Here is a 21642-nt window from a genome sequence, read left to right as displayed (position 1 = left end):
CGTCTCGCCATAGTAGTCATTCTGGTTCATCTCCTTATGCGGGTTAGGTTCCCACACACAAACCATTAGACACTCTCCTCCAGTCCGAGAGTTCTATTCCTGCAACATTGTCGTTGATTTGGGCGATATTCAAGACAGTACCGTCCGCGTTGCCAAGGATCCGCTGCGCTAATCGCTCTCGACCACTGCTGCGCTTTTGCAGCCAATGTCGGAAAACTTTCCTCTTTCCCTCTCTCACTCACTTTGAAAGGAACCCACACCATGTCCTCTCCATCCCCCTATTCCGATAATTCTCAACCGGCTGGTCAACCAGCAGCTGGGCAGCCGGCTCCTGAGCAGCCCCAAAAGAAAAAGGGCGGCTGCCTCAAGTGGGGCGCAATCATCATCGGTGTCCTCATCATTATCGCCATCATCGCCAATATGGGCGGTAGCGACGATGAAACCAGCGAAAGCTCCTCAGACCAGACCACCCAGCAAGGCACTGTAGAGGCCGCCCCGGAGGAAGAAACCCAAGAAATAAACGCGGACGACGATGCTCGCGATGAGCACGACAATCAGCCAGAAGAACGAAGCGAAGACCAAGATGTCCCGCGCGAATTCAAGAATGCTTTGAAGAGTGCCAAGGTGTACTCAGATACCATGCACATGTCCAAGCAGGGATTGTACGACCAGCTCAGCAGCGAGTACGGCGAACAATTCAGCCCGGAGGCCGCCCAGTACGCCATTGATAATTTGGAAGCGGACTACCACGATAATGCTCTTCAAACGGCCCGCGATTACGAAGAAACGATGAGCATGTCACCCAATGCTATCTATGACCAACTCGTCAGCGAATACGGTGAAAAATTCACCGCAGAAGAAGCACAGTACGCAGTGGATAATTTGTAGTCGTACCACACGAGGTACTAGCGCAGCTCCGCCGAGGGACCTTGCTCTTGCTTGAGGGCGACGCTTATAGTCGCCCTCATTAGCATTGCGGCAACGTTGCACTCGAAAGGATTCCTGCCATGACCGATCCACACTCCACGTCTACCCCGGAACCTGGTGATGACGATTCCCAGAAGCCGTTGCCTTTAACCAAGGATCCGTTCCTTAGGTGGAGCGTTCTTGTCCTTATTATCCTTGTCATCATCGCCATTGTCACGAACCTGCCTTAAAGCTGGCTACGGTACGGCCCTATGCGCCGTCTAAGCCGCTAGCGTTTGCGCCGGCCGCGGCGAAAGCCTTTTAGCTCCGCCTTCTTGGCAATCGCAGCCACCTGTGCCGCGGTGTAGTTCACTGGCGCGACTCCGGCGCGGGGCAGGACCCATCCCCGCCAGTAGGAAATGATGGCCATACCACTGCCGATGATTGGGGAAACCACCATCCCCATGGCGAATTGGTCATAGGATGCGAAGGTCACCATGACAATGCCTGTGACGATAGAAGGCACTGCATAAAGGGGGCTGCCGCCGAAAATGGACGGGATCTGACCGGAGGCGACATCGCGGACCATTCCCCCGCCGACGGCAGTTAAGACACCTAAAAACACGCACGGGATCATGGGCATACCCGCCGCTAATGCTTTTACGCAACCGGTGGTAGACCACATACCCAAAATGATGGCATCGCCGTGCTCGCGGAAAATCTCCCACGCCTTTCCCTTCAGCTCCATGAGGAAGGCGGTCAGCGCCCCGGCACAGGCAAGGCCCAAGTACCAAGGATCTGAAATAGCGGCGGCAGGGCCATCATCGATAAGCATGTCGCGGATCATGCCGCCAGCCAGGCCGGAAAATAAGGCGAGGAAAATAAACCCGACGATGTCGAATTCGCGGCGGCGGGCAATCGTGCCACCGATGATGCCATTCAAGGCCACTCCGATCAGATCGAAGGCCTGGTACATCGTGTTGATGAGGGGATCCACGTCGTGCATAACAACTACTGAACATAGCCGATCGCAGCGGTTTCGCCCTTTCTAGGGGTAGGAAGCGAGTAAAGTTGATAGACGGTCTCTTCTGACCGGATTACAGTGTTATCCCGCTTTGTCTCGGTTATCTCGAAAGTTCTTTCATGTCTAACGCAAATGCTAGGTACTTCATCTGGTCCAATGGCCTGCAAAATTTAGGCGACCAGATCGTTGCCTCCAAAACAGTGCTGCCAGCCCTTTTTAATGCGGCAGGCGTCCCCGCCTTCTTTACCGGCCTGCTTACCCCTATCCGGGAATCTGGCTCCATGCTGCCGCAGGCCGCCCTTACCCCCTGGGTGACCACGCACCGCGCCCGCAAGCGCTTGTGGATGATCGGCTCGACCGGCCAAGCCATCTCCGCCGCCGTGATTGCCCTTGCCGCATTCTTTATCCGCGGCGCATGGCTGGGAGTGGTCGTGCTTCTCGCCCTGGCGGCGCTTTCCCTGTTCCGCGCGTTGTGTTCCATCGCCGGCAAGGACGTGCAGGCGCGCACGATTTCCAAGGGCCAGCGCGGCCGGGTGACCGGATCCGCAGCGGGCTTGGGCGGCGGGGCCACTCTGCTTGCCGGTGTCATCTTATTCCTCTTGGGGGATCTCACGATTTCCACTATGTGCATCGTTTTATTGGTCGGCGCTTCTACTTGGGGCATTGCCACGTGGGTATTTTCGCACGTGGAAGAGCCAGTGCCGGAGGGGGAACAAGAAGGCATCGATAAGAGCTGGTGGTCAGATACCTGGAAGCTTTTTACTGGCGATGCCCAGTTCCGCAACTTCGTCATCGTTCGCGCTCTGTTGCTGGTCTCGGCGCTTTCTACCGCATTTATCATACTGCTGCACGATGACCTTTCCGGCATCTACGGCTTCGTGCTTGCCTCCGGTCTGGCTTCGCTTGTAGGCGGGCGCGTTTCTGGCATATTTTCGGACAGATCCTCCAAGAACACTATGGCGGCTGGTGCGGCCATTTCCTCCGTCATCATTCTGCTCATCGTGGCTAGTTCCCACTGGGCTCCAGACAATGTGAACGCTTGGGTCATGCCGCTCGGCTTCTTTGCCGTCAACCTCGCGCATACGGCAGTCCGCGTGGCACGAAAGACCTACGTAGTGGATATGGCTGGCGGGGATAAAAGGACGCAGTACGTGGGCGCAGCTAACACCATGATGGGCATCATCCTGCTCATTGTTGGTGGTATCTCTTCCGTCATTGCTCTCGCGGGACCAGAAGCGGCGTTGATTTTCTTGGCGCTCGTTGGCTTTATTGGAGTGTGGCGCGCGGGCAGCCTTAAGGAGGTTTCTCGCACATAGTTGAAATAGGGACTATAAGATGAAGCCCGAAGAACTAATCAAACTCAACCCCCAGGAGTTTTGTTGACCGTGGAAGCAACTATTCCAAGTGCCGTCGTCGTCCTCGCGGCGGGTGCCGGCACGCGCATGAAATCCACAAAGCAAAAGACTTTGCACGAAATTGGCGGTCGCACGCTGCTTGGACACGCGCTGCACGCCGCGGCGGGAATCAATCCGGACCATCTCGTGGCCGTCGTGGGCCACCAGCGCGAGCAGGTCTCACCCGTCGTAGAAAAGATTTCGAATGAGCTAGACCGTGAGATCGTGCAGGCCGTGCAGGATGAACAGCGCGGTACCGGCCATGCCGTGTCCTGCGGGATTTCCCCGATTTCTGATTTCGAAGGCACCATCATCGTTACCAATGGTGACGTGCCGCTTTTGACCCCAGAAACCATCGAGGGGTTGCGCGATACCCACACCGCTCAAGGCAATGCGGTCACGGTACTGTCCATGCGCCTTGCAGATCCCACCGGTTATGGCCGCATCATTCGCGACACGGATGGATCCGTATCCGCCATCGTGGAGCACAAGGATGCCACCGAAGAACAGCGCTTGGTTGATGAGGTCAATTCCGGCGTTTTCGCTTTCGATGCGGCAGCATTGCGCGATGCCCTGACCAAGCTTGATACCAATAATGCGCAGGGCGAGCTCTACATTACCGATGTCCTCGAAATCGCCCGCACCGCCGGGCATGGCGTGGGTGCGCACGTGGCCGCGGATCCGCAAGAGCTCGCCGGCGTCAATGACCGTGTGCAACTGGCCGCCGCCGGCCGCGAGCTCAACCGACGCATGGTGGAAAAGGCCATGCGCGGTGGCGCCACCATCGTCGATCCAGAGACCACCTGGATCGGCGTTAATGTCACCATCGGCACCGATGTCACCATCCACCCCGGCACTCAGCTATGGGGTGCGACGAGCATCGCCGATAATGCCGAGGTCGGCCCGGATTCCACGTTGACGAATATGCAGATTGGTACAGGCGCTTCCGTGGTCCGCACACACGGCAGCGATTCCGTCATCGGCGTCAACGCCAAGATCGGGCCTTTTACCTTTATTCGCCCGAATACCATCGTGGGCGAAGACGGCAAGCTCGGCGGCTTCGTGGAGGCGAAAAATGCCGAGCTCGGCCGCGGTACCAAGGTGCCGCACCTTACCTATATTGGTGATGCCACCGTGGGCGAGGAATCCAATATCGGTGCGTCCTCTGTCTTCGTCAATTACGACGGTGTGAACAAGCACCACACCACCATTGGCAGCCACGTGCGCACCGGCTCGGATACGATGTTTATCGCTCCAGTCAATGTCGGTGATGGCGCGTACTCCGGTGCGGGTACAGTAATTAAAGACGATGTTCCCGCGGGAGCACTCGTAGTCTCCGGTGGCAAACAGCGCAATATCGAAGGCTGGGTTGAAAAGAAGCGTCCGGGCACCCCAGCGGCAGAAGCCGCAGCCCGTGCACAGGACAACGAAAAGTAAAGGGGCATATTCTCCTATGACTGGCAAGGTAACTGGTAGTAGCAAGAACATGAAGCTCTTTTCTGGGCGCGCACACCCAGAATTGGCAGAGGCAGTGGCAAAGGAACTCAACACTGATCTGGTTCCCACCACCGCCCGGGACTTCGCCAATGGCGAGATCTTTATCCGCTTCGAAGAGTCCGTGCGCGGCGCTGACTGCTTCGTCATGCAATCGCATTCTCAGCCGCTTAATAAGTGGTTGATGGAACAGCTCATCATGATCGATGCGCTGAAGCGTGGTTCCGCCAAGCGCATCACCGCGATCTTGCCGTTCTACCCATATGCGCGTCAGGATAAGAAGCACTTGGGCCGCGAGCCCATCTCCGCCCGCCTGGTCGCAGATCTCCTGGAGGCAGCCGGCGCGGACCGCATCGTCTCGGTGGACCTGCACACGGACCAGATTCAGGGTTTCTTCGACGGTCCGGTGGACCACATGCACGCCCAGCCCATCTTGACGGACTACATCAAGTCCAAGTACGCCACCGATAACATCGCCGTCGTCTCCCCCGATGCCGGCCGCGTGAAGGTCGCCGAAAAGTGGGCCCACGACTTGGGCGATGCCCCGCTGGCCTTCGTGCACAAGACCCGCTCGAATACCGAGGCCAATAAGACGGTCTCCAACCGCGTGGTGGGCGAAGTTGAGGGCAAGGACTGCGTGCTTCTCGATGACATGATTGACACCGGTGGCACCATCGCCGGCGCCGTGCGCGTGCTCAAGGAAGCGGGCGCAAAGAAGGTCATCATCGCCTGCACCCACGGCGTATTCTCTGACCCCGCCCGCGAGCGCCTGTCCGAATGCGGTGCCGAGGAAGTCATCACCACCGATACCCTGCCGCAGTCCACCGAAGGCTGGTCCAACCTCAAGGTCCTGTCCATCGCCCCACTGCTGGCTCGAACCATCCACGAGATCTTCGAAAACGGTTCTGTAACTACCCTTTTCGATCGGGCATAAGCGTTTCGCCGGTCACACTACACCTCGCACCCCGCCCTTCGCGCTCACCGTGAACGGCGGGGTGTTGGTGTTTTCCATCCCCGTGAGCGCCAAGGGCGTCGCAGGTACGCGCAAGCACTACCGCCTGCTGTTCTCCCACCCGCCCTTCGCGCTCACTGCGTAACCCGAGCTACAGACATACGCGCCGCCGGTGAGCGCGAAGGGCGCAATCAGAGGAAAGGGCGCGAAGGAAGATTAACGGGGTGGATTTTGGTTTCGTCGGCCGAGAGATGCTAATCTAACTCAGTCTCGGCGAGGGCGACTCAAAAATTGGGAAGCCGTTATCGACGCGATTGAAGTTAGAGCATGTTGCTTTTATTGACGCCTGCGATGACTCGTCCAAGACGTTCATCGGCAGGCTTTCGTCGTTTTTATAACTTCGATAGCCTCGCCGCACTACACCGACAAAGGAGATTGCATCATGGCAGAGCGCCCAATCATTAAAGCAGAACCACGTACCGTCTTTGGCAAGGGCTACGCCCGCCGCCTGCGCCGCGACTGGAAGGTTCCCGGCGTAATCTACGGTAGCGACCAGGAGCCAGTACACTTCGCAGTGCCGCTGCTGGACATCCAGTCCCTCGTTCGCAACAACGGTGTCAACGCCGTTCTGGAGCTCGAGATCGAAGGCGAGCAGTACCTGACCATGGTCAAGAACGTTGACCAGAACGTGCTCACCATGGACATCGACCACGTTGACTTGCTGCTGATTAAGCGCGGCGAGAAGGTCGAGGTTGAGGTTCCGATTACCCTGACCGGCGAGTCCGCACCGGGCACCATGCACATCCAGGACGCAGACGTCCTCATGGTTGAGGCTGACGTACTGAACATTCCGGAAGAGATCGAACTGTCCATCGAGGGCCTCGAGGACGGCGAAGTCATCACCGCCGCCGACATCACCATGCCGGAAGGCACCACCCTGGTGGCAGACCCAGAGACCGTTATCCTCTCCATCTCCCTGCCTGAGGTTGACGAGGAGCTCGAAGAGGCCGCTGAGGCTGCTGAGGAAGGCGGCGCCGACGCTGGTGCCGACTCCGTCGATGAGGAGGGCGAGTCCTCCGAGTCCGGCGATTCTGAGGAGTAGTTTCCCACTCCCCCAAACGCATATCGCCGTGAGCAGCAATGCTCACGGCGATATCGCAGTTTTATAGATGGTTTTATAAATCTTGTCCGGCAAGTTCACGAATTCTAGGCGTGATTTCAATCTTGCCCTTGCCTTCCTTAGCGCGCTTGATAATGAGCCGCGCAGCAGCAACTTTGCTACTAGGTACATTTTCGGTTTCGCGATCAACTTCAGTTGATTTTTCGGACATGGGGCGCACCTCCTTAATCACTACGATACTTCCTCAAGTCCACCGCTGTAAGAGGTATTTTTAGGAGCCGAGCAGCAATGATACTCGGCGGCATATTCTATGGAGCATAGACTTGTATTTCCAATAGAATTTCAATTTATGCGACAATAATGCAGTGACTCCACTACTCGTAGTAGGCCTTGGCAATCCTGGCCCGAAATATTCCGGCACGCGGCACAACATCGGCTTCGACGTTGCCGATGAGCTCGCCGGTGAATTAATGAGCAGCTTTTCGGTGCATAAGAAGACTAATACTGAGCTCGCGGAAGGAATGCTATCCGGCCGCAAGGTGATCTGCGCTAAACCGCGGTCCTTTATGAACCTGTCTGGTGGGCCGATCAAGGCACTCGCCCAGTACTTCCATCTGGCACCCGCAGATATTGTGGTGGTGCACGATGAATTAGAGCTCGACTTCGGGACCGTGAAATTGCGCCAAGGCGGTGGCGATCACGGGCACAACGGTCTGCGTTCTACTACGAAGTCGCTCGGTACCAAGGACTATCAGCGTCTTTCCATAGGCATCGGAAGGCCGCCAGGCCAGATGGATCCGGCATCGTTTGTGCTCAAGCCGTGGTCCAAGCAAGAAAAGGCGGAGATCCCTATCCTCTGCGCTGACGCGGTAACAGAATTAAGAAGTGCGCTAGACTAGCTGGCATGAAATTGGCTACTCTTCGCACCGCGTTCGGCACCTCTGCAATCCGCATTGAAGGCGATAATGTGGGAGTGGAGCTGGACTACGAAGACGTAGGCGCGCTGCTGCGCAGCGAAGATTGGCACAAGGCCGCACAGCTATCCGGCGAACCGATAGTCTTTGATCAGCATGATTTAGAAGCAGTCGTCCCAACGCCAGGAAAAATCGTCTGCGTAGGCCTTAATTACGCCAAACATATCCGGGAAATGGGCCGCGACTTTCCCGCGCACCCCACGCTGTTTATCAAGTTCGCCGATGCCCTGACCGGCCCCTTCGATGACGTCTATATCCCCGAATACGCTACCCAGAAGCTGGACTATGAGGGTGAGCTTGCGGTGGTCATCGGCGAGCGCGCGCACCGCGTAACCCGCGCGGATGCACTGGATTACGTGGCGGGGTATGCCATCATGAACGACTACACCCTGCGCGATTTTCAGCGTCAGACCAGCCAATTCCACGCAGGCAAGTCTTTTTATCGCACCGCAGGCTTTGGGCCTTGGCTCACTACCCCTGATGAATGGGCGCCGGGCAGTAGCGCGCGGCTGACCACCACGGTTAATGGCGAGGTGCGCCAGCAGGACAATACCGATGACCTCATCTTTTCCATCGCTGAGCTCATAGAATTCTGCTCGCAGCTCTATCCCCTCAACCCCGGTGACGTCATCGTAACCGGTACGCCCGAAGGCGTTGGGTTTGCCCGCGACCCGCAACAATTCCTCCAGGATGGCGATACGGTCGCCATCGACGTCGAAGGGCTCGGCCATATTTCTAATACCACTCGCTACGGCGAGCCCGGCCTCTAAGCCTGCTGCACATACCCCGCACAAGCTGTGGTTGGGTTCTCACTCCAACGAGGGCACACCAGTTTTCTAGATAGGGCCACCAAGCCGTTAAGCTGGAAGAATGAGCACCAAAAGCAGCAAATCCCCTAAAAAGCTGAATAAGAAGGCCTACGAAAAAGAGCTCGAGCGGTTGCAAGCAGAGCTCGTCGATATGCAGCAGTGGGTCGTTGAAACCGGCGCCCGCGTGGTCATCATCATGGAAGGCCGCGACGCCGCCGGCAAAGGTTCTGCCATCAAGCGCATCACGCAGTACCTCAACCCCCGCACCTGCCGCATCGAGGCGCTTCCCGCCCCAAACTCGCGCGAACAGGGCCAGTGGTATTTCCAGCGCTACGTGGAAAAGCTGCCCACCAAGGGCGAGATCGTCATCTTTGACCGCTCCTGGTACAACCGCGCCGGCGTTGAGCGCGTCATGGGCTTTTGCACCGACCAAGAATACGTCCGCTTCTTGCACCAGGCTCCCACCTTTGAGCAGATGCTTGTGGAAGACGGCATTATCCTGCGCAAATACTGGTTCTCTGTCTCTGATGAAGAGCAGATTAAGCGCTTTGAATCCCGCCGCAATGATCCGCTGCGCCGCTGGAAGCTCTCCCCCATGGATCTGCAATCCATTACCCGCTGGGAGGACTATTCCCGCGCCAAGGATGCCATGTTCATCCACACCGATACCCCGACCGCACCGTGGTACACCGTGGAGTCCGAGGATAAAAAGCGCTCGCGCATCAACGTCATTTCGCACCTGCTCAATACCATCCCTTACGAGAAGATCGAGCGCGAGTTGCCGGAGATCCCGCACCGTCCCGATTCCGATGGCAAGACCTACGAGCGCCCAGACCGCGAAGAGTTCCGTTACGTACCGGATGTAGCCGCCAAGCTAGAGGACTCGTCTAAAAAGAAAGGGAAGAAGAAGGACAAAAAGAAGTAGTCCCCCGAAGCCGTACTACTATGTCCGACTATGAGCACTGACACCGTGGCAAAAGCACGCTTAGGGGATAAAATCCTCACCGCGGTGGCAGCGCTCATTGCGCTGTTTTATCTCATCGGGGCTTGGGCGGCTCCAGGAGCGATCGAGCTCATCCAAGCAGCGCTATCGCTTTTATTCTTGCCCTTCATCTGGGTCTGGCGTACCAAACCGGTACTCAGTGCAGCTGGCTTTATTGTCCTCCTTGGTGCGTGGTCCGCGGCGTGGATAAGCCAGCTACCAGCCAACCTCGGGGTTGCCCCATGGGCATTGACCGCGCCGATGGCCGTCTACGCCACTTCCCGCTACGTGGAACGCCGCTCAATTCCCCGCGCGGTGCTTATCGCCGCGCTCTTGGGTTCCTTTGTATCGCCTGCTATGTGGCGCATTGACCCCGAGTCCTTTCTCTTATCTTTCCAGCTCGATCGCCGCTACATCACCTTGCTGGTGGTGCATTGGGCGGTGCTCGGCAGCGCCTATTTCATCGCCGCACGCTATTTTGACCTGGATAGGCAGCGCGAGCACTTAGCTCAAGAACGGTTCCACCAAGCGCAGGAGGAAGAGCGCTTACTCATCGCTCGGGAATTGCACGATGTCTTGGCCCACTCCCTCACCTTAATCAAGGTTCAGGCCAATGCCGGGATTATCGCCGCGCGCACGGATACCACCGCTGCCGAGGACACCTTGAAGAGCATTCGCGATGGTGCGGATTCCGCGCTGGAGGAAGTGCGCGGCATCGTCACAGCGCTACGCAGCAAGGGGCCTTCGGCTTTGGAACCCGCGCAGCAGCTCGAGCATGTACAGGGCATCATCGACGGCTTTCGCACCGCTGGCCTGAAGATTGACGCGGAATTGCCTTCCTCCTACGAGGTTTCCGCGCTGACTCAGCTAGCCCTGGTACGCATCATTTCTGAAGGGCTGACCAATGCCCTGCGCCACCAAGGCCCCGGTACGCACGTGCAGCTAAAACTCACGCTTTCCGATGCCGCACGGGTCACCCTCATCTCCACCGCTACTTCCCCGACACCCAGTGAGGTATCCGGCAGCGGCGTCGGTTTGGTGGGAGTTAAGGAACGCGCCCAAGCCTTGGGCGGACATTTAACTAGCAGTGGCGATGCCCAGAAATTTACACTGGTTGCGGAACTACCATTACACAAGGACAACCATGCCTAAGATTCGCGTCATGCTTGCAGACGATCAAGCGATGCTCGTCGTTGCCTTATCGACCATCTTGAACGCGCAGGAAGATATTGAGGTGGTGGCTACCGCAGCCACCGGAGCCGACGCCGTCTCCTTGGCACTTCGACACCGCATTGATGTGGCCATTTTGGATATACGCATGCCTGGCATGGATGGAATCGCCGCGGCCCAAGCTATTCTCTCTCGCACCCCTGACTGCCGGATCATCATGCTCACCACGTTCAATGAAGAGGATCTGGTATCTCAGTCAATTGCCGCCGGTGCGCATGGATTCTTACTAAAAGATGCGGATCCAGAGGTTCTGGTACAAGCCGTACGCGACGTCGCTAAGGGCGAGTCTGTCCTCGCCTCCCAGGTTACGGGCCCTGTTTTAGAGGGCTACCGCAGGGCGCTAACGCATAGCCAGCTCAGTTCGCACGAACGCCAAGGACTAAGCCTAGTCACTCGGCGCGAGATGGAGGTGCTCACGCTCATCGCGCGCGGGGCTACAAATCGCGAGATTGCAGGCCACATGTCTATCGCAGATACCACGGTAAAAACGCATGTCTCCGCGCTGATGTCCAAGCTTGCTGCACGCGACCGCGTGGCTTTGGTGCTGCTGGCGCACAAAGCTGGCATTGCCTAGTCTCCTACTGTGGTAGGACTACCCCGGCGCGAAGACCGTCTCGCAGGCGGAAGATTTCGATAGTTGCGCAGCTCATACTTTTGGTATGAGCTATGAGGTTGCTTTCGAACACATCACAAAGTCTTTTGGTTCCCAGGCAGTGCTGCGGGATATAAGTTTTCAGGTCTTACCTGGCCGGGTACACGCTGTGCTCGGGAGAAATGGTGCCGGCAAGTCCACCTTGTTTTCCATTTTCCTCGGTCTGCTGCCCGCCGATTCGGGAACGGTGCGCGTGGCTGGCAAACCATGGTCGCGGGAAGTTCTCGACCATGTTGGCGCCTCGGTTAATGGGCCAGCTTTCTATGGCCACCTTTCTGCCACGGATAACCTCCGCGTACATACCCGCCTGCTCGGATTGCCCGATACTGAAATCGACCGTGTCTTGCACATTGCTGGTCTAGCCGGGGCTGGTTCTAAGAAGGCAAAGTCTTTTTCCACCGGGATGAAAGCCCGCTTGGCCTTAGCCCAGGCCTTGCTCGGTGATCCTGAAATCTTATTGCTTGATGAGCCGCAAAATGGACTCGATCCACAGGGCATCGCGGAGCTGCGAAAGCTCCTCCAGCAGCTCGCCGCCGCTGGGCATACCGTCGTGGTCAGCTCCCATCAACTCGGTGAGGTCCTTCACCTAGCCCACGACATCACTATTTTGTCCCAAGGCACCATCCGGTATTCCGGCTCCCTGCAGGAACTGGCCCCCAGCGGTGAATTGGAAGCCGAATTCTTCCGACTGACTTCTGCAGGTGATGAGACCGATGAGTAACCAGTATCGACGGTATCTCTCAGCAGAACTACTGCGTTGCCGCGGCAGTGCCCTGCAGTGGTTACCCTTGCTCGCCCTGCCTCTAGTGATAATGACGGTTTTCTTTTCTACGTTCGCCTCCTCTGCCGAAGACGCTACCGGGGTTCTTGGCTGGCAGTCCATGTTTATCACCGGCATGTACGCGCCGCTCACTGCGCTTTTTACTGGCGTTCCAGAGCGCCGCGAGGTGCTCAGCCGCGGCGGCGGCACCCTATGGCGCCGGCTTCATCCTCGCTACGAGCACGCCTCCCGTTTCTTCATCGTCGTGGCAAGCCTCGCAATTTTTCACATACTGAATTTTGGTCTGTCCTGGGCGGCGGTTGCAACGCAAGGGCGTGCAGACCATCAGCTGCTTCTCATCGCTGGGGCTTATTCTTTCCTCGGAGCCATCGGCATCGCGGGGCTTGCGACCGCATGCGCCCGCAGGCTGGGCCTAACCGTCACGCTTATCCTCGCGGTTATCTGGCAGGTCATTAGCGTGCTTCCTCGCGTTGTCGAGGGGCAGCTATGGTGGGCCTTTCCGCCCGCGTGGCCGCTGCGGTTACTATTGCCTGCGCTGCGCATCCACCAGAATTCGGTTCCGCTCGAGCCTGGCGATCCACTCCTGCAGGAAAGCCCGCTTCCTGCACTGGCGTTGTGCCTCATACTCGCTGTAGCAGGCTCTTTGACCGCGACCATGACGCCTCGCCGAATACGGCCGCTTTCCCGACGCCGGCGCGTTACGGCTCCCACGGCCAGTACCGCCGCCACGCCAGCTTGGGGTTGGCAGCCTGCGACTGTCTCGCGTGCTGCTGCCGACTCCCGCCTTTCCGATGTGCTCCGGGGCTTTCACCGGGCCATAATGACGCCAGCGGTCATTACGTGCTTGGTATTAAGCGCCTTAGCACTGATCTTTATTGCCCTTATCTACCCGCCACGTTATGTACAGGGATTCTTCGTATTTTTGCTTCTCCCCGTAGGTGCCGGTGTACTTCCCCTACTGGTCTGGCCAGGGTTCTCGGGCGCGTGGCCGATCGTTTATACAGAATCACGCCACTGCTCTACTGCCCTTCTCCTGTGGTTCCTGGGCATTATCGCAGCGGTGTGCACTTGTGCTTCGGTCGCGGTTATCTTCGCCGGTGAAGCCGCCCCAGCTGTGCTCGCCCAACTGCCGCTGGCCATCGGCGTCGGGTACGTCCTCGCGGCGGTCTCGCTCATCGTCGTGATCCGCTTTGGTATTTGGAACTCGCTTGCTCTCACCATCATTGGCACCATTGTCTCCGCGACGGTAGGCGGCGATCTCCTCGCGAAGACTGTCCTTTGGCTCATTGCCTTCCCGGCCTGGCCGATGAATGCGGATTCTCCCGGCCGCTACGCCTGTGCTGCGATAATAATGCTGCTTTTCGCCGCCATTTCTTCGTGGGCCACTAGGCGGTTGCTGCGCACACGGGCACTTCGCCCCACCGCTTAAATAACTAAGGCCCGCGGGGACTCCGCGGGCCTTAAACTATGCGAGCTTAAAGCTCAGAGGGAGATACGCGCTTGGGCAGGACGACCGGGCGGGCATTGGAAAGCCCCTCCACTACGCGGATGACCTGGTTGGAGTAGCCAAACTCGTTGTCGTACCAGACATAGAGCACCAGGTGCTTGCCGGAGGCGATGGTGGCGATGCCATCGACGATGCCGGCATTGGTATTGCCCACGAAGTCGCTGGAGACGACCTCTGGGGAGGCAATGTAGGAAATCTGCTGGCGCAGATCCGAGTGCAGGGAGACATTGCGCAGGAAGTCATTGACCTCATCGCGGTCGACCTCTTGCTCCAGCTCCAAGTTGAGCACCGCCATGGATACGTCCGGGGTGGGAACGCGGATGGCGTTACCGGTCAGCTTGCCTTCGAACTCAGGCAGGGCCTTGGCCACGGCCTTGGCGGCACCGGTGGCGGCAAGCACCATGTTCAGGCCAGCGGCGCGGCCGCGGCGTTCGCCCTTGTGGTAGTTATCAATGAGGTTTTGGTCATTGGTAAACGAGTGCGCGGTTTCCACGTGGCCGTGGGCCACGCCGTAGCGGTCATTGATCACCTTGAGCACCGGGGTGATGCCGTTGGTGGTGCACGATGCGGCGGAGAGGATCTTATCGTCATCGGTAATGGCGGAATCATTGATGCCAAAGACGATGTTTTTAATATCGCCCTTGCCCGGTGCGGTCAGCAGCACGCGGGCCACTCCCGTGGCCTTAAGGTGCTGGGACAGGCCTTCCTTATCGCGCCAAACACCGGTGTTATCTACCAGCACGGCGTTGTTGATGCCGTATTCGGTGTAATCGATCGTGGCTGGGTCGTTGGCGTAGATCATCTGGATCTTCGTGCCATTGGCCCAGATAACCTGTTCTTCCTCGTCCACGCTGATGGTGCCGTTGAAGGCGCCGTGGACGGAGTCGCGGCGCAGGAGGCTGGCGCGCTTGATGATGTCCCCTTCGCCCTTATTGCGCACCACGATCGCGCGCAGGCGCACGCCGCCGTAAGCGGCTTCGCGGGCGACGAGGATGCGGGCAAGGAGGCGGCCGATGCGGCCAAAGCCGTAGAGCACGACATCGGTTGGGTCGATGTCTTCGCCGGCACCGACGATTTCCGTGAGTTCATCTTCGAGGTAGCGGCGCAGGTCATCTTCGCCCGACTCTTCAAAGCCCAGTAGGAGGCGTCCGACGTCGATGGATGCGGAGCTTAGGTTCATATCCGCAAGTTCGGACAGGATGGGCAGGGTTTCTGCCGTGGAGAGCTGGCGCTGGGCAATGCGGCGTCCGTAGCGGTGGGACTTGATGATGTCGATATCGGTCTGCCCCACCAGCGGGCGGCCGAAGATGGTGGCGACGACGTTGTTATTGCGGTGCAGTTGGTGGATGAGGGGAATCATCTGTTGCGCCAATTCGAGGCGCTCGTTCCAGTCATCATGTCCAATATGTGCGTTCGCAGTCACGAGGCTCCATCCATTTCTATTTCGGGGGTGGCTAGAAATCTTCGCCCCAAATTTTAGCGTGTCTTAGTGTTTGTTTTGGCATAGGGAGTCCAGAATGTCTGCGACACTACCCCCGCGGATTTTGGCAGCCGGCTCACCTACGAGGCAGTAGGCTACGGCGGCATCGTGCTGCGCTCGGCGTTCCTTGAGCACGGAATTAAGCATGGGATATACCGGGGGTAAATCCGGGTGGGCTCGGGTGTAGTCGGTCTCTAAACCGCGCGCATGCCGCCCGGAAAAGGCGCGGGTGGATACGGTGGCCCCGCCGCGCTGAATAAGCTTGCGGTTGTAGTCACTGGTTCCGGCTTCTTTACTCAGCAAAAAGGCAGAGCCGCACGATGCGGCGAGCACGCCGGGCAGGCTTAATACCTGGGTTACGTCGCCTGCCGTGCGCAGCCCTCCTGCGGCAATCAGCGGGATGCTCGGTGCGACGGCGTGGACGGCTTGGTGGACGGCGGCGATGAGCTCTGGCAGGGGCCGATCGTCTGGAAGCGCGGTGCGGTCCCACGTGCCGCGGTGTCCGCCGGCATAAGGGCCCTGTACGCACAGAGCGTCCACTCCCAGCGTGGCGGCGGCGCGGGCCTCGTCGGGTGTGGTGACGGTGGTCCAAGCCTCGGCACCCGCGGCGTGGATGCGGGCAAGCTGCGCTGCATCAAAGGTGCCGAACATGGACCACACGACGCGGGCGCCGCCCTGCAACGCCAGCTCGAGCTTGTCGCGGAAGCCGAAGGAATAATCGGGATCCGGTAGCGAGGTGCCTTCGGCCGCGGCCAGGTCCGCGGCGGCGGCCAACTGCTCAGGAGTTAACGGATCCTGCGGGCAAAAGAGGTTCACCCCAAAGGAGATGCCGGCGCAGGCATCGATCTGGCTGCGGGCGGAATCCACGCTGGCAGACCCAAGCCCCAAGGTGCCAAAGGAACCGGCCTGATGCGCGGCGCGCACCAGATCCACGGTGGTAGGCCCGCCCGCCATGGGCGCTGGCATTACGGTTCGGCGCAAAGATTGAATAACCTGGCTCATAGGAAACTACTGTACCGAGCTAGAAAGGCGCATTCGTGGCAGCTTTGACAGATTTTATTGCCCGGTTTTTCGGCGGTCCCCCGCAAGCGCAGCAGGGGCTGGATCCGGCCGAGTTGGAGGCGGACTGGCTTATCATTGGCCTGGGCAATCCCGGCGCGAAGTACGCCGCAACCCGCCATAACGTGGGATATATGGCCGTGGACGATGTATTGGCCCAAGGCGGCGACGTGCTCGAGCCGGTGCGCGGGATGGGCCTCGAGGCAGCCCCGCTGCGCTGGGATGATACCCGCGCGCTGGCGGTGCGCACGACAACGTTTATGAACCTTTCCGGTGATCCGATTGCCCCGTTGGCGCAGGCTTTGGGCATTGCGGCAGACCACATCATCGTCATCCACGATGAGCTCGACCTGCCGGCCAATAAGATTCGGCTAAAGCAAGGCGGCAATGAAAATGGGCACAACGGGCTGAAGTCGCTCACACACAACCTGGGTACGCGGGATTATGTGCGCGTGCGCATTGGCATCGCGCGCCCGCCCAAGGGTTCGTCGATTCCGGACTATGTCTTAGCGCCTGTCGATGCCGGCCCCGGCTTCGATACCGCCATCGCCACCGCCGCCGAAGCCGCCCAGCTCATCGCGACGCAAGGGCTCGTACAAGCCCAAAACCGCATTCACTCGCGCTAGGACTGGGAAAATTTCTCCAGCGCCTGCGGGCTGCCGGCGGCGACGATGAAATCGGTGGGGGCGAGCTGGGTGGCATCGGCAAGCGGGGCCCAAGCACCCTCCGCCTGACAGACTGAGACCAACTGCACGTGGTGGGTGCGCCAAACCTCGCCCAAATCGAGCGGGCGGCCCGTGACCGAGGAGGGCGCGGCCATTTGCGTCACGCCGTAGTACGGGGCGATCTCAGCAAAGTCGCGGAAGCGCCCGCCCAAGAGATAGGCCACGCGGCGGCCGGTATCGCGCTCGGGGCGGATGACGTGGTGGGCGCCAATCTGGCGCAGGATGCGCTCGTGGGCCTCCGAATTGGCCTTGGCCCAAATATCCTTGACACCCAGCTCCACCAGGTTTGAGACAGTGAGGATGGACGCCTCCAGGTGCGAGCCGATGCCCACGATGACCCGCTCCACCTCGTCGATGCCTAGTTGGCGGAGCGCCGCCGGATCGGTGGTATCCGCGGAAATGGCCTCGGTTAAGTGCGGTGCCTGTTCGCGCACGATCTTTTCATCGGAATCGATGCCGAGGACCTCTACCCCATGGCCCATGAGCTCGCTTGCCAGGGAGCAACCAAACCGCCCCAAGCCAATGACGACGACCGGGGCAATGTCGAGGGTGGCGCGGGAATGGCCCAGCGCCTTAAAAATGCTAGCCAATGAAGGGCCTTTCTTCGGGGTAGCTGTAGCGGCGGCTTAAATTCTTTGCCGCCAGCGCTGCTACCAGGGTGGTTGGGCCAACGCGGCCCAGGTACATGATGAAACACAGTACGATTTGTGAGGGTGCGGACAAGCTGGCGGTAATCCCAGTGGATAGGCCCACTGTGGCAAAGGCGGACATAACTTCGAAGGAGAGCTGATCGCCGGTAAATTGCGGATCGAAAAAGCGCAGCGCCGCCACACCGAGGGTCACCACCAGCACGCCGGCGAAGCTCAATGCTAGCGCCTGCCGGGTAACGCTGTGGGGAAGGCTGCGGTGGTAAATGGAGGTCTTTTCCTTACCTAAGAACTCCGCGGCCATGGCGGCCAGCAGCACGCACGCGGTGGTGACCTTGATGCCGCCGGCGGTACCGGCTGAGCCGCCACCGATGAACATCAAAATATCGGTGCCCATGAGCGTTACCGGGTGAACCTCACCGTAGTCGAAGGTATTAAAACCGGCCGTGCGCGGGGAGACGCTGGCAAAGAACGCGTTGAGGATTTTCTCGCCCCACGACATCGGCGCCAGGACGCCATTCCACTCCGTCAAGGCAAAAAATATCGTGCCGGCTACAAGCAGCACGCCGGTGGCCGACAGAGTCATGCGCGCCGTGATGGAGATGCGGCGCATCGCCTCCGACCCGCGCCGGACGTGGCGCACCAATTCCGCCCAGACTGGAAAACCCAGCCCGCCGCCGATGACCGCCCCGGCCAGCGGCAAGAGAATCCAGGCATCGCCCACAAAGGGCACGAGGTTATCGCTATTGGTGCTAAACCCAGCGTTATTAAAGGCCGAAATCGCATGGAAGATGCCCTCCCACAAAGCTCGCGGGAAGGAATGCCCGTAGCCCACCATAAGCCGCACGGTGACCGCCGCGGCGATAATGCTTTCTACCACCGCGGTAAAGGCGAAGGTAAAAATCAGGGTGCGGCGGATGCCACCGGCGAGGATGGGCCGGCTTTCATAGGCGCCGGTCTTGCGCGCCTTGAAGCTAATCCGGCCGGTCAAAAGCAGGCCGGATAGCGAGGCCAGCAACATAATCCCCAAACCGCCCAGTTGGATCAGGGCCAAAATGACGACCTGCCCGGCCGGGCTCCAGAAGCTGCCGGTATCGACTACGACCAGGCCGGTCAGCGAGACTGCGGAGGTCGCGGTAAAAAGGGCAGATAAAAACGAGGCGCGGGAATCTCCGGCCTCGGCGAACGGCAGTAAGAGCAGAACCGTTCCTATCAGGATGAGCAGTAGAAAACCGGTGGCGGTTAGCCGCGCTGGCCCCCACTGCCGCAGAAAAAGCAGGCGCTTCACAAGCCGGAAGTATAGACCTGTCTAGCCCCAAGCGGAATTGCTAGGTGGGGACGACGCGGACAAATATCACGCAAGGATTTCGCGGACGGATATCACGTCCGCGGCTAAAATCGGGCCTATGACTTCGCCGTACTCCGCCGCTAGGACCATCGTGATTACCGGGGCATCGTCAGGCATTGGTGCCGCGGCCGCCCGGCAGATTCACCGCACCCGCCCGCAGGATAAGCTCGTCATCATCGGCCGCAACCCGGACAAGACCAAGGCCGTTGCTCAGGAAGTAGGTGGGCAGTATTTCCTCGCCGATTTCGAATCGCTTGTTCAGGTCCGCCAGCTGGCCGATGACCTGCAACAACTGGAGCACATCGATGCCCTGGGCAATAATGCCGGAGGCATTTTCGATGGGCCCACCATGACCGCCGATGGTTTCGAGCGCACGTGGCAAGTCAACGTCGTCGCGCCGTTCCTGCTGACGTCCCTGCTGCAAGAAAAGCTGCGCGATAGTAACGCCACCGTGGTCAACACGGCGTCATTAGCTAATATGCTGATCTCGAATTTCGATCCGGCAGATCCCAATACGCTGGAGCACTTCAGCCCAGAGCGCGCATACGGCAATGCCAAGCTGGCGGATATCTTGCTCGCCCGCTTTATCGATGCCCACGGCATCAATGCGGTGTCCTTTCACCCGGGCGTTTTAGCCACCGAGTTTGGCAAGTCCTCCAAGGGGCTTACGGGCAAGGTGTACTCCGGGGTCATCGGCAAAGCCTTTGGCACCGCAGAGGCCGGCGGCGAGAACTTGGCTTACTTCCTCACCGGCACCGAGGGCATCCATTTCCAGTCCGGGGAATATTACAATAATAGGCGTTCGCTGGGCCTGCAGCGCCCGATTGCGAAGAACACCTCCGTGGCCCACCGCGTCTTTGAGGATCTGGGCCGCCGCCTCAATGTGGAGTGGTAACGCTCAAGCATTAGACTATGGCGCATGAGTTCTGTCGCTTTTGAGGCCTCGCGCCGCCGCACGTTCGCCGTTATCGCCCACCCGGATGCCGGTAAGTCCACGCTGACGGAGGCGCTGGCGCTGCATGCGCACGTGATTAATGAGGCCGGCGCGGTACACGGCAAGGGCAACCGCAAGTCCACCGTGTCTGACTGGATGGACATGGAGAAAAACCGCGGTATCTCCGTCGCCTCGTCCGCGCTGCAGTTTGAATACGCCCCGGAGGGACACGAGGGCGAGCCTTATATGATCAACCTGGTTGATACCCCAGGTCACGCGGACTTTTCGGAGGATACCTACCGCGTGCTCACCGCGGTGGATGCCGCAGTGATGCTTATCGATGCCGCCAAGGGCCTCGAGCCACAAACCCTCAAGCTCTTCCGCGTTTGTAAGGCGCGCGGGCTGCCCATCGTCACGGTGATCAACAAGTGGGACCGCGTGGGCCGCGAGCCGCTCGAACTCGTTGATGAAATCGTGAACGAAATCCAGCTGCAGCCCACCCCGCTGTACTGGCCGGTGGGCATCGCAGGCGATTTCCGCGGCCTGGCCCATATCAATGATGACGGCGAGGCCGATAACTACATCCACTTCATCCGCACCGCCGGTGGTTCCACCATTGCGCCGGAAGAGCACTACGATCCTGCGGCCGCAGAAGAAAAGGAAGAGGACGTGTGGGAAACCGCGGTAGAGGAAGCCGAGCTGCTTGCCGCCGATGGCGCCCTGCACGATCAAGAACTCTTTGAGCAGTGCGTGACCTCCCCGCTCATCTTCGCCTCGGCAATGCTGAACTTCGGTGTCCACCAGATCCTGGATACCTTGTGTGCCATCGCCCCGGCACCGCATTCTCGCGAGTCGGATCCCAAGGCCGTGGAGGCCGCCACCAGCGCCATCGATGAGGTCCGCGAGGTAGCCGATGACTTCTCCGGCGTCGTATTCAAAGTGCAGGCGGGCATGGACCAAAAGCACCGCGATAACTTGGCGTTTATGCGCGTGGTCTCCGGCGAATTCGAGCGTGGCATGCAGGTCAACCACGCCCAATCCGGCCGCAGTTTTTCCACCAAGTATGCGCTGACGGTCTTTGGCCGCACCCGCGATACCGTGGATACCGCTTACCCGGGCGATATCGTGGGCCTCGTCAACGCGGGCGCGCTAGCTCCCGGTGACACCATCTATTCCGGCAAAAAGGTGCAGTTCAAGCCCATGCCTCAATTCGCCCCGGAAGCCTTCCGCATCCTGCGCGCGAAATCGCTGGGCAAGTACAAGGCCTTCCGCAAGGGCTTGGATCAGCTCTCTGCCGAGGGCGTGGTGCAGGTCCTGCGCAACGATGCGCGCGGTGATGCCTCCCCGGTCATGGCAGCGGTCGGCCCCATGCAGTTCGAGGTCATGCAGGCCCGCATGGAATTCGAGTACAACGTCGAAACCGTCACCGAGCCCATCCCCTACTCCGTGGCGCGGCGCACCGATGCCGAATCCGCACCGGAACTCGGCCGCCAGCGCGGCGTGGAGATCTTCACCCGCCAGGACGGCGAGCTCATCGCTCTATTTGGCGATAAGTGGAAGCTCGCCTTCATTGAAAAGGAACACCCCGAGCTCACCATGGAGACCTTGGTCGCGGATTAATACC

The 21642-nt window shown here is 59.3% G+C and carries 22 protein-coding genes; 16 read left to right on the top strand and 6 right to left on the bottom strand.

Annotation, left to right across the window (positions count from 1 at the left end; translation table 11 throughout):
• Positions 1–261: 261 nt before the first annotated feature.
• Both ABRP87_RS04080 and ABRP87_RS04075 read left to right on the top strand, forming a co-directional pair.
• Positions 262–888 (top strand): Ltp family lipoprotein, encoded by a 627-nt coding sequence (locus ABRP87_RS04080; protein WP_349867829.1) that lies wholly within the window; start codon positions 262–264, stop codon positions 886–888.
• A 119-nt stretch (positions 889–1007) separates the two neighbouring features.
• Positions 1008–1157, top strand: a complete 150-nt coding sequence (locus ABRP87_RS04075) for a hypothetical protein (RefSeq protein WP_239269136.1) — start codon at positions 1008–1010, stop codon at positions 1155–1157.
• A 38-nt stretch (positions 1158–1195) separates the two neighbouring features.
• On the opposite strand, the gene ABRP87_RS04070 is transcribed toward ABRP87_RS04075, so the two are convergent.
• Positions 1196–1912, bottom strand: a complete 717-nt coding sequence (locus ABRP87_RS04070; protein ID WP_349864359.1) for a trimeric intracellular cation channel family protein — start codon at positions 1910–1912, stop codon at positions 1196–1198.
• Between the two features lie 137 nt (positions 1913–2049).
• Between ABRP87_RS04070 and ABRP87_RS04065 the strand changes: the two genes are divergently transcribed.
• From ABRP87_RS04065 to ABRP87_RS04050, 4 genes are all read left to right on the top strand, one after another.
• The gene (locus tag ABRP87_RS04065) at positions 2050–3246 is read left to right on the top strand and encodes an MFS transporter (RefSeq protein ID WP_349867828.1); all 1197 of its coding nucleotides are present in this window, start codon (positions 2050–2052) and stop codon (positions 3244–3246) included.
• A gap of 69 nt (positions 3247–3315) precedes the next feature.
• The gene (gene glmU, locus ABRP87_RS04060; protein ID WP_349867827.1) at positions 3316–4761 is read left to right on the top strand and encodes a bifunctional UDP-N-acetylglucosamine diphosphorylase/glucosamine-1-phosphate N-acetyltransferase GlmU; all 1446 of its coding nucleotides are present in this window, start codon (positions 3316–3318) and stop codon (positions 4759–4761) included.
• 16 nt (positions 4762–4777) lie between these two features.
• Positions 4778–5752, top strand: coding sequence for a ribose-phosphate diphosphokinase (locus ABRP87_RS04055; RefSeq protein ID WP_023026092.1), 975 nt, complete (start codon positions 4778–4780; stop codon positions 5750–5752).
• A gap of 460 nt (positions 5753–6212) precedes the next feature.
• Entirely contained in the window at positions 6213–6872 is a 660-nt protein-coding gene (locus ABRP87_RS04050; RefSeq protein ID WP_023026089.1) for a 50S ribosomal protein L25/general stress protein Ctc, read from the top strand.
• A gap of 73 nt (positions 6873–6945) precedes the next feature.
• Here the strand turns inward: ABRP87_RS04050 and ABRP87_RS04045 are convergent, their stop codons facing one another.
• Positions 6946–7101 carry a hypothetical protein gene (locus ABRP87_RS04045; protein ID WP_023027927.1) on the bottom strand — a complete coding sequence of 52 codons (156 nt, stop codon included), beginning with the start codon at positions 7099–7101 and terminating at the stop codon, positions 6946–6948.
• A 154-nt stretch (positions 7102–7255) separates the two neighbouring features.
• On the opposite strand from ABRP87_RS04045, the gene pth (ABRP87_RS04040) reads away from it, so the two are divergent.
• The 7 genes from pth (ABRP87_RS04040) to ABRP87_RS04010 all read left to right on the top strand — a co-directional run bounded on the left by pth (ABRP87_RS04040) (position 7256) and on the right by ABRP87_RS04010 (position 13747).
• A complete protein-coding gene (gene pth, locus ABRP87_RS04040; protein WP_349867826.1) occupies positions 7256–7789 on the top strand; it encodes an aminoacyl-tRNA hydrolase in 534 nt (177 codons plus the stop codon).
• A gap of 5 nt (positions 7790–7794) precedes the next feature.
• On the top strand, positions 7795–8634 hold the full coding sequence (locus ABRP87_RS04035) for a fumarylacetoacetate hydrolase family protein (protein WP_349867825.1): 840 nt from the start codon (positions 7795–7797) through the stop codon (positions 8632–8634).
• A 100-nt stretch (positions 8635–8734) separates the two neighbouring features.
• Complete coding sequence (gene ppk2, locus ABRP87_RS04030; RefSeq protein ID WP_284638448.1) at positions 8735–9598, top strand: polyphosphate kinase 2; 864 nt, start codon at positions 8735–8737, stop codon at positions 9596–9598.
• A gap of 30 nt (positions 9599–9628) precedes the next feature.
• Positions 9629–10807 (top strand): sensor histidine kinase, encoded by a 1179-nt coding sequence (locus tag ABRP87_RS04025; protein WP_349867824.1) that lies wholly within the window; start codon positions 9629–9631, stop codon positions 10805–10807.
• Positions 10800–11459 (top strand): response regulator transcription factor, encoded by a 660-nt coding sequence (locus ABRP87_RS04020; RefSeq protein WP_349867823.1) that lies wholly within the window; start codon positions 10800–10802, stop codon positions 11457–11459. Before ABRP87_RS04025 ends, ABRP87_RS04020 begins: the two co-directional genes overlap by 8 nt.
• A gap of 85 nt (positions 11460–11544) precedes the next feature.
• Complete coding sequence (locus ABRP87_RS04015) at positions 11545–12258, top strand: ATP-binding cassette domain-containing protein (protein ID WP_349867822.1); 714 nt, start codon at positions 11545–11547, stop codon at positions 12256–12258.
• A 91-nt stretch (positions 12259–12349) separates the two neighbouring features.
• Positions 12350–13747, top strand: a complete 1398-nt coding sequence (locus tag ABRP87_RS04010; protein WP_349867821.1) for an ABC-2 family transporter permease — start codon at positions 12350–12352, stop codon at positions 13745–13747.
• 46 nt (positions 13748–13793) lie between these two features.
• Here ABRP87_RS04010 and ABRP87_RS04005 read toward each other — a convergent pair whose 3' ends face one another.
• Positions 13794–15248 (bottom strand): glyceraldehyde-3-phosphate dehydrogenase, encoded by a 1455-nt coding sequence (locus ABRP87_RS04005; RefSeq protein ID WP_349867820.1) that lies wholly within the window; start codon positions 15246–15248, stop codon positions 13794–13796.
• Positions 15249–15311: 63 nt separating this feature from the next.
• Positions 15312–16307, bottom strand: coding sequence for a nitronate monooxygenase (locus ABRP87_RS04000; RefSeq protein WP_349867819.1), 996 nt, complete (start codon positions 16305–16307; stop codon positions 15312–15314).
• Positions 16308–16342: 35 nt separating this feature from the next.
• Between ABRP87_RS04000 and pth (ABRP87_RS03995) the strand changes: the two genes are divergently transcribed.
• Entirely contained in the window at positions 16343–16990 is a 648-nt protein-coding gene (gene pth / locus ABRP87_RS03995; RefSeq protein ID WP_349867818.1) for an aminoacyl-tRNA hydrolase, read from the top strand.
• Here pth (ABRP87_RS03995) and ABRP87_RS03990 read toward each other — a convergent pair.
• Both ABRP87_RS03990 and ABRP87_RS03985 read right to left on the bottom strand, forming a co-directional pair.
• Positions 16987–17679 (bottom strand): potassium channel family protein, encoded by a 693-nt coding sequence (locus ABRP87_RS03990; protein WP_349852483.1) that lies wholly within the window; start codon positions 17677–17679, stop codon positions 16987–16989. The genes pth (ABRP87_RS03995) and ABRP87_RS03990 overlap by 4 nt on opposite strands.
• Complete coding sequence (locus ABRP87_RS03985) at positions 17672–19024, bottom strand: TrkH family potassium uptake protein (RefSeq protein WP_349867817.1); 1353 nt, start codon at positions 19022–19024, stop codon at positions 17672–17674. Before ABRP87_RS03985 ends, ABRP87_RS03990 begins: the two co-directional genes overlap by 8 nt.
• Before the next feature lie 118 nt (positions 19025–19142).
• Here ABRP87_RS03985 and ABRP87_RS03980 point away from each other — a divergent pair, with 118 nt between their 5' ends.
• Positions 19143–19979: an SDR family NAD(P)-dependent oxidoreductase gene (locus ABRP87_RS03980; RefSeq protein ID WP_349867816.1), complete on the top strand. Its 837-nt coding sequence runs from the start codon at positions 19143–19145 to the stop codon at positions 19977–19979.
• A 24-nt stretch (positions 19980–20003) separates the two neighbouring features.
• On the top strand, positions 20004–21638 hold the full coding sequence (locus tag ABRP87_RS03975; RefSeq protein WP_023026054.1) for a peptide chain release factor 3: 1635 nt from the start codon (positions 20004–20006) through the stop codon (positions 21636–21638).
• Positions 21639–21642 lie beyond the last annotated feature (4 nt).

This window comes from Corynebacterium sp. KPL2830, from assembly GCF_040225635.1.
Taxonomy (GTDB): Bacteria; Actinomycetota; Actinomycetes; order Mycobacteriales; family Mycobacteriaceae; genus Corynebacterium.
This window is presented reverse-complemented; position numbering and strand designations above follow the sequence as displayed.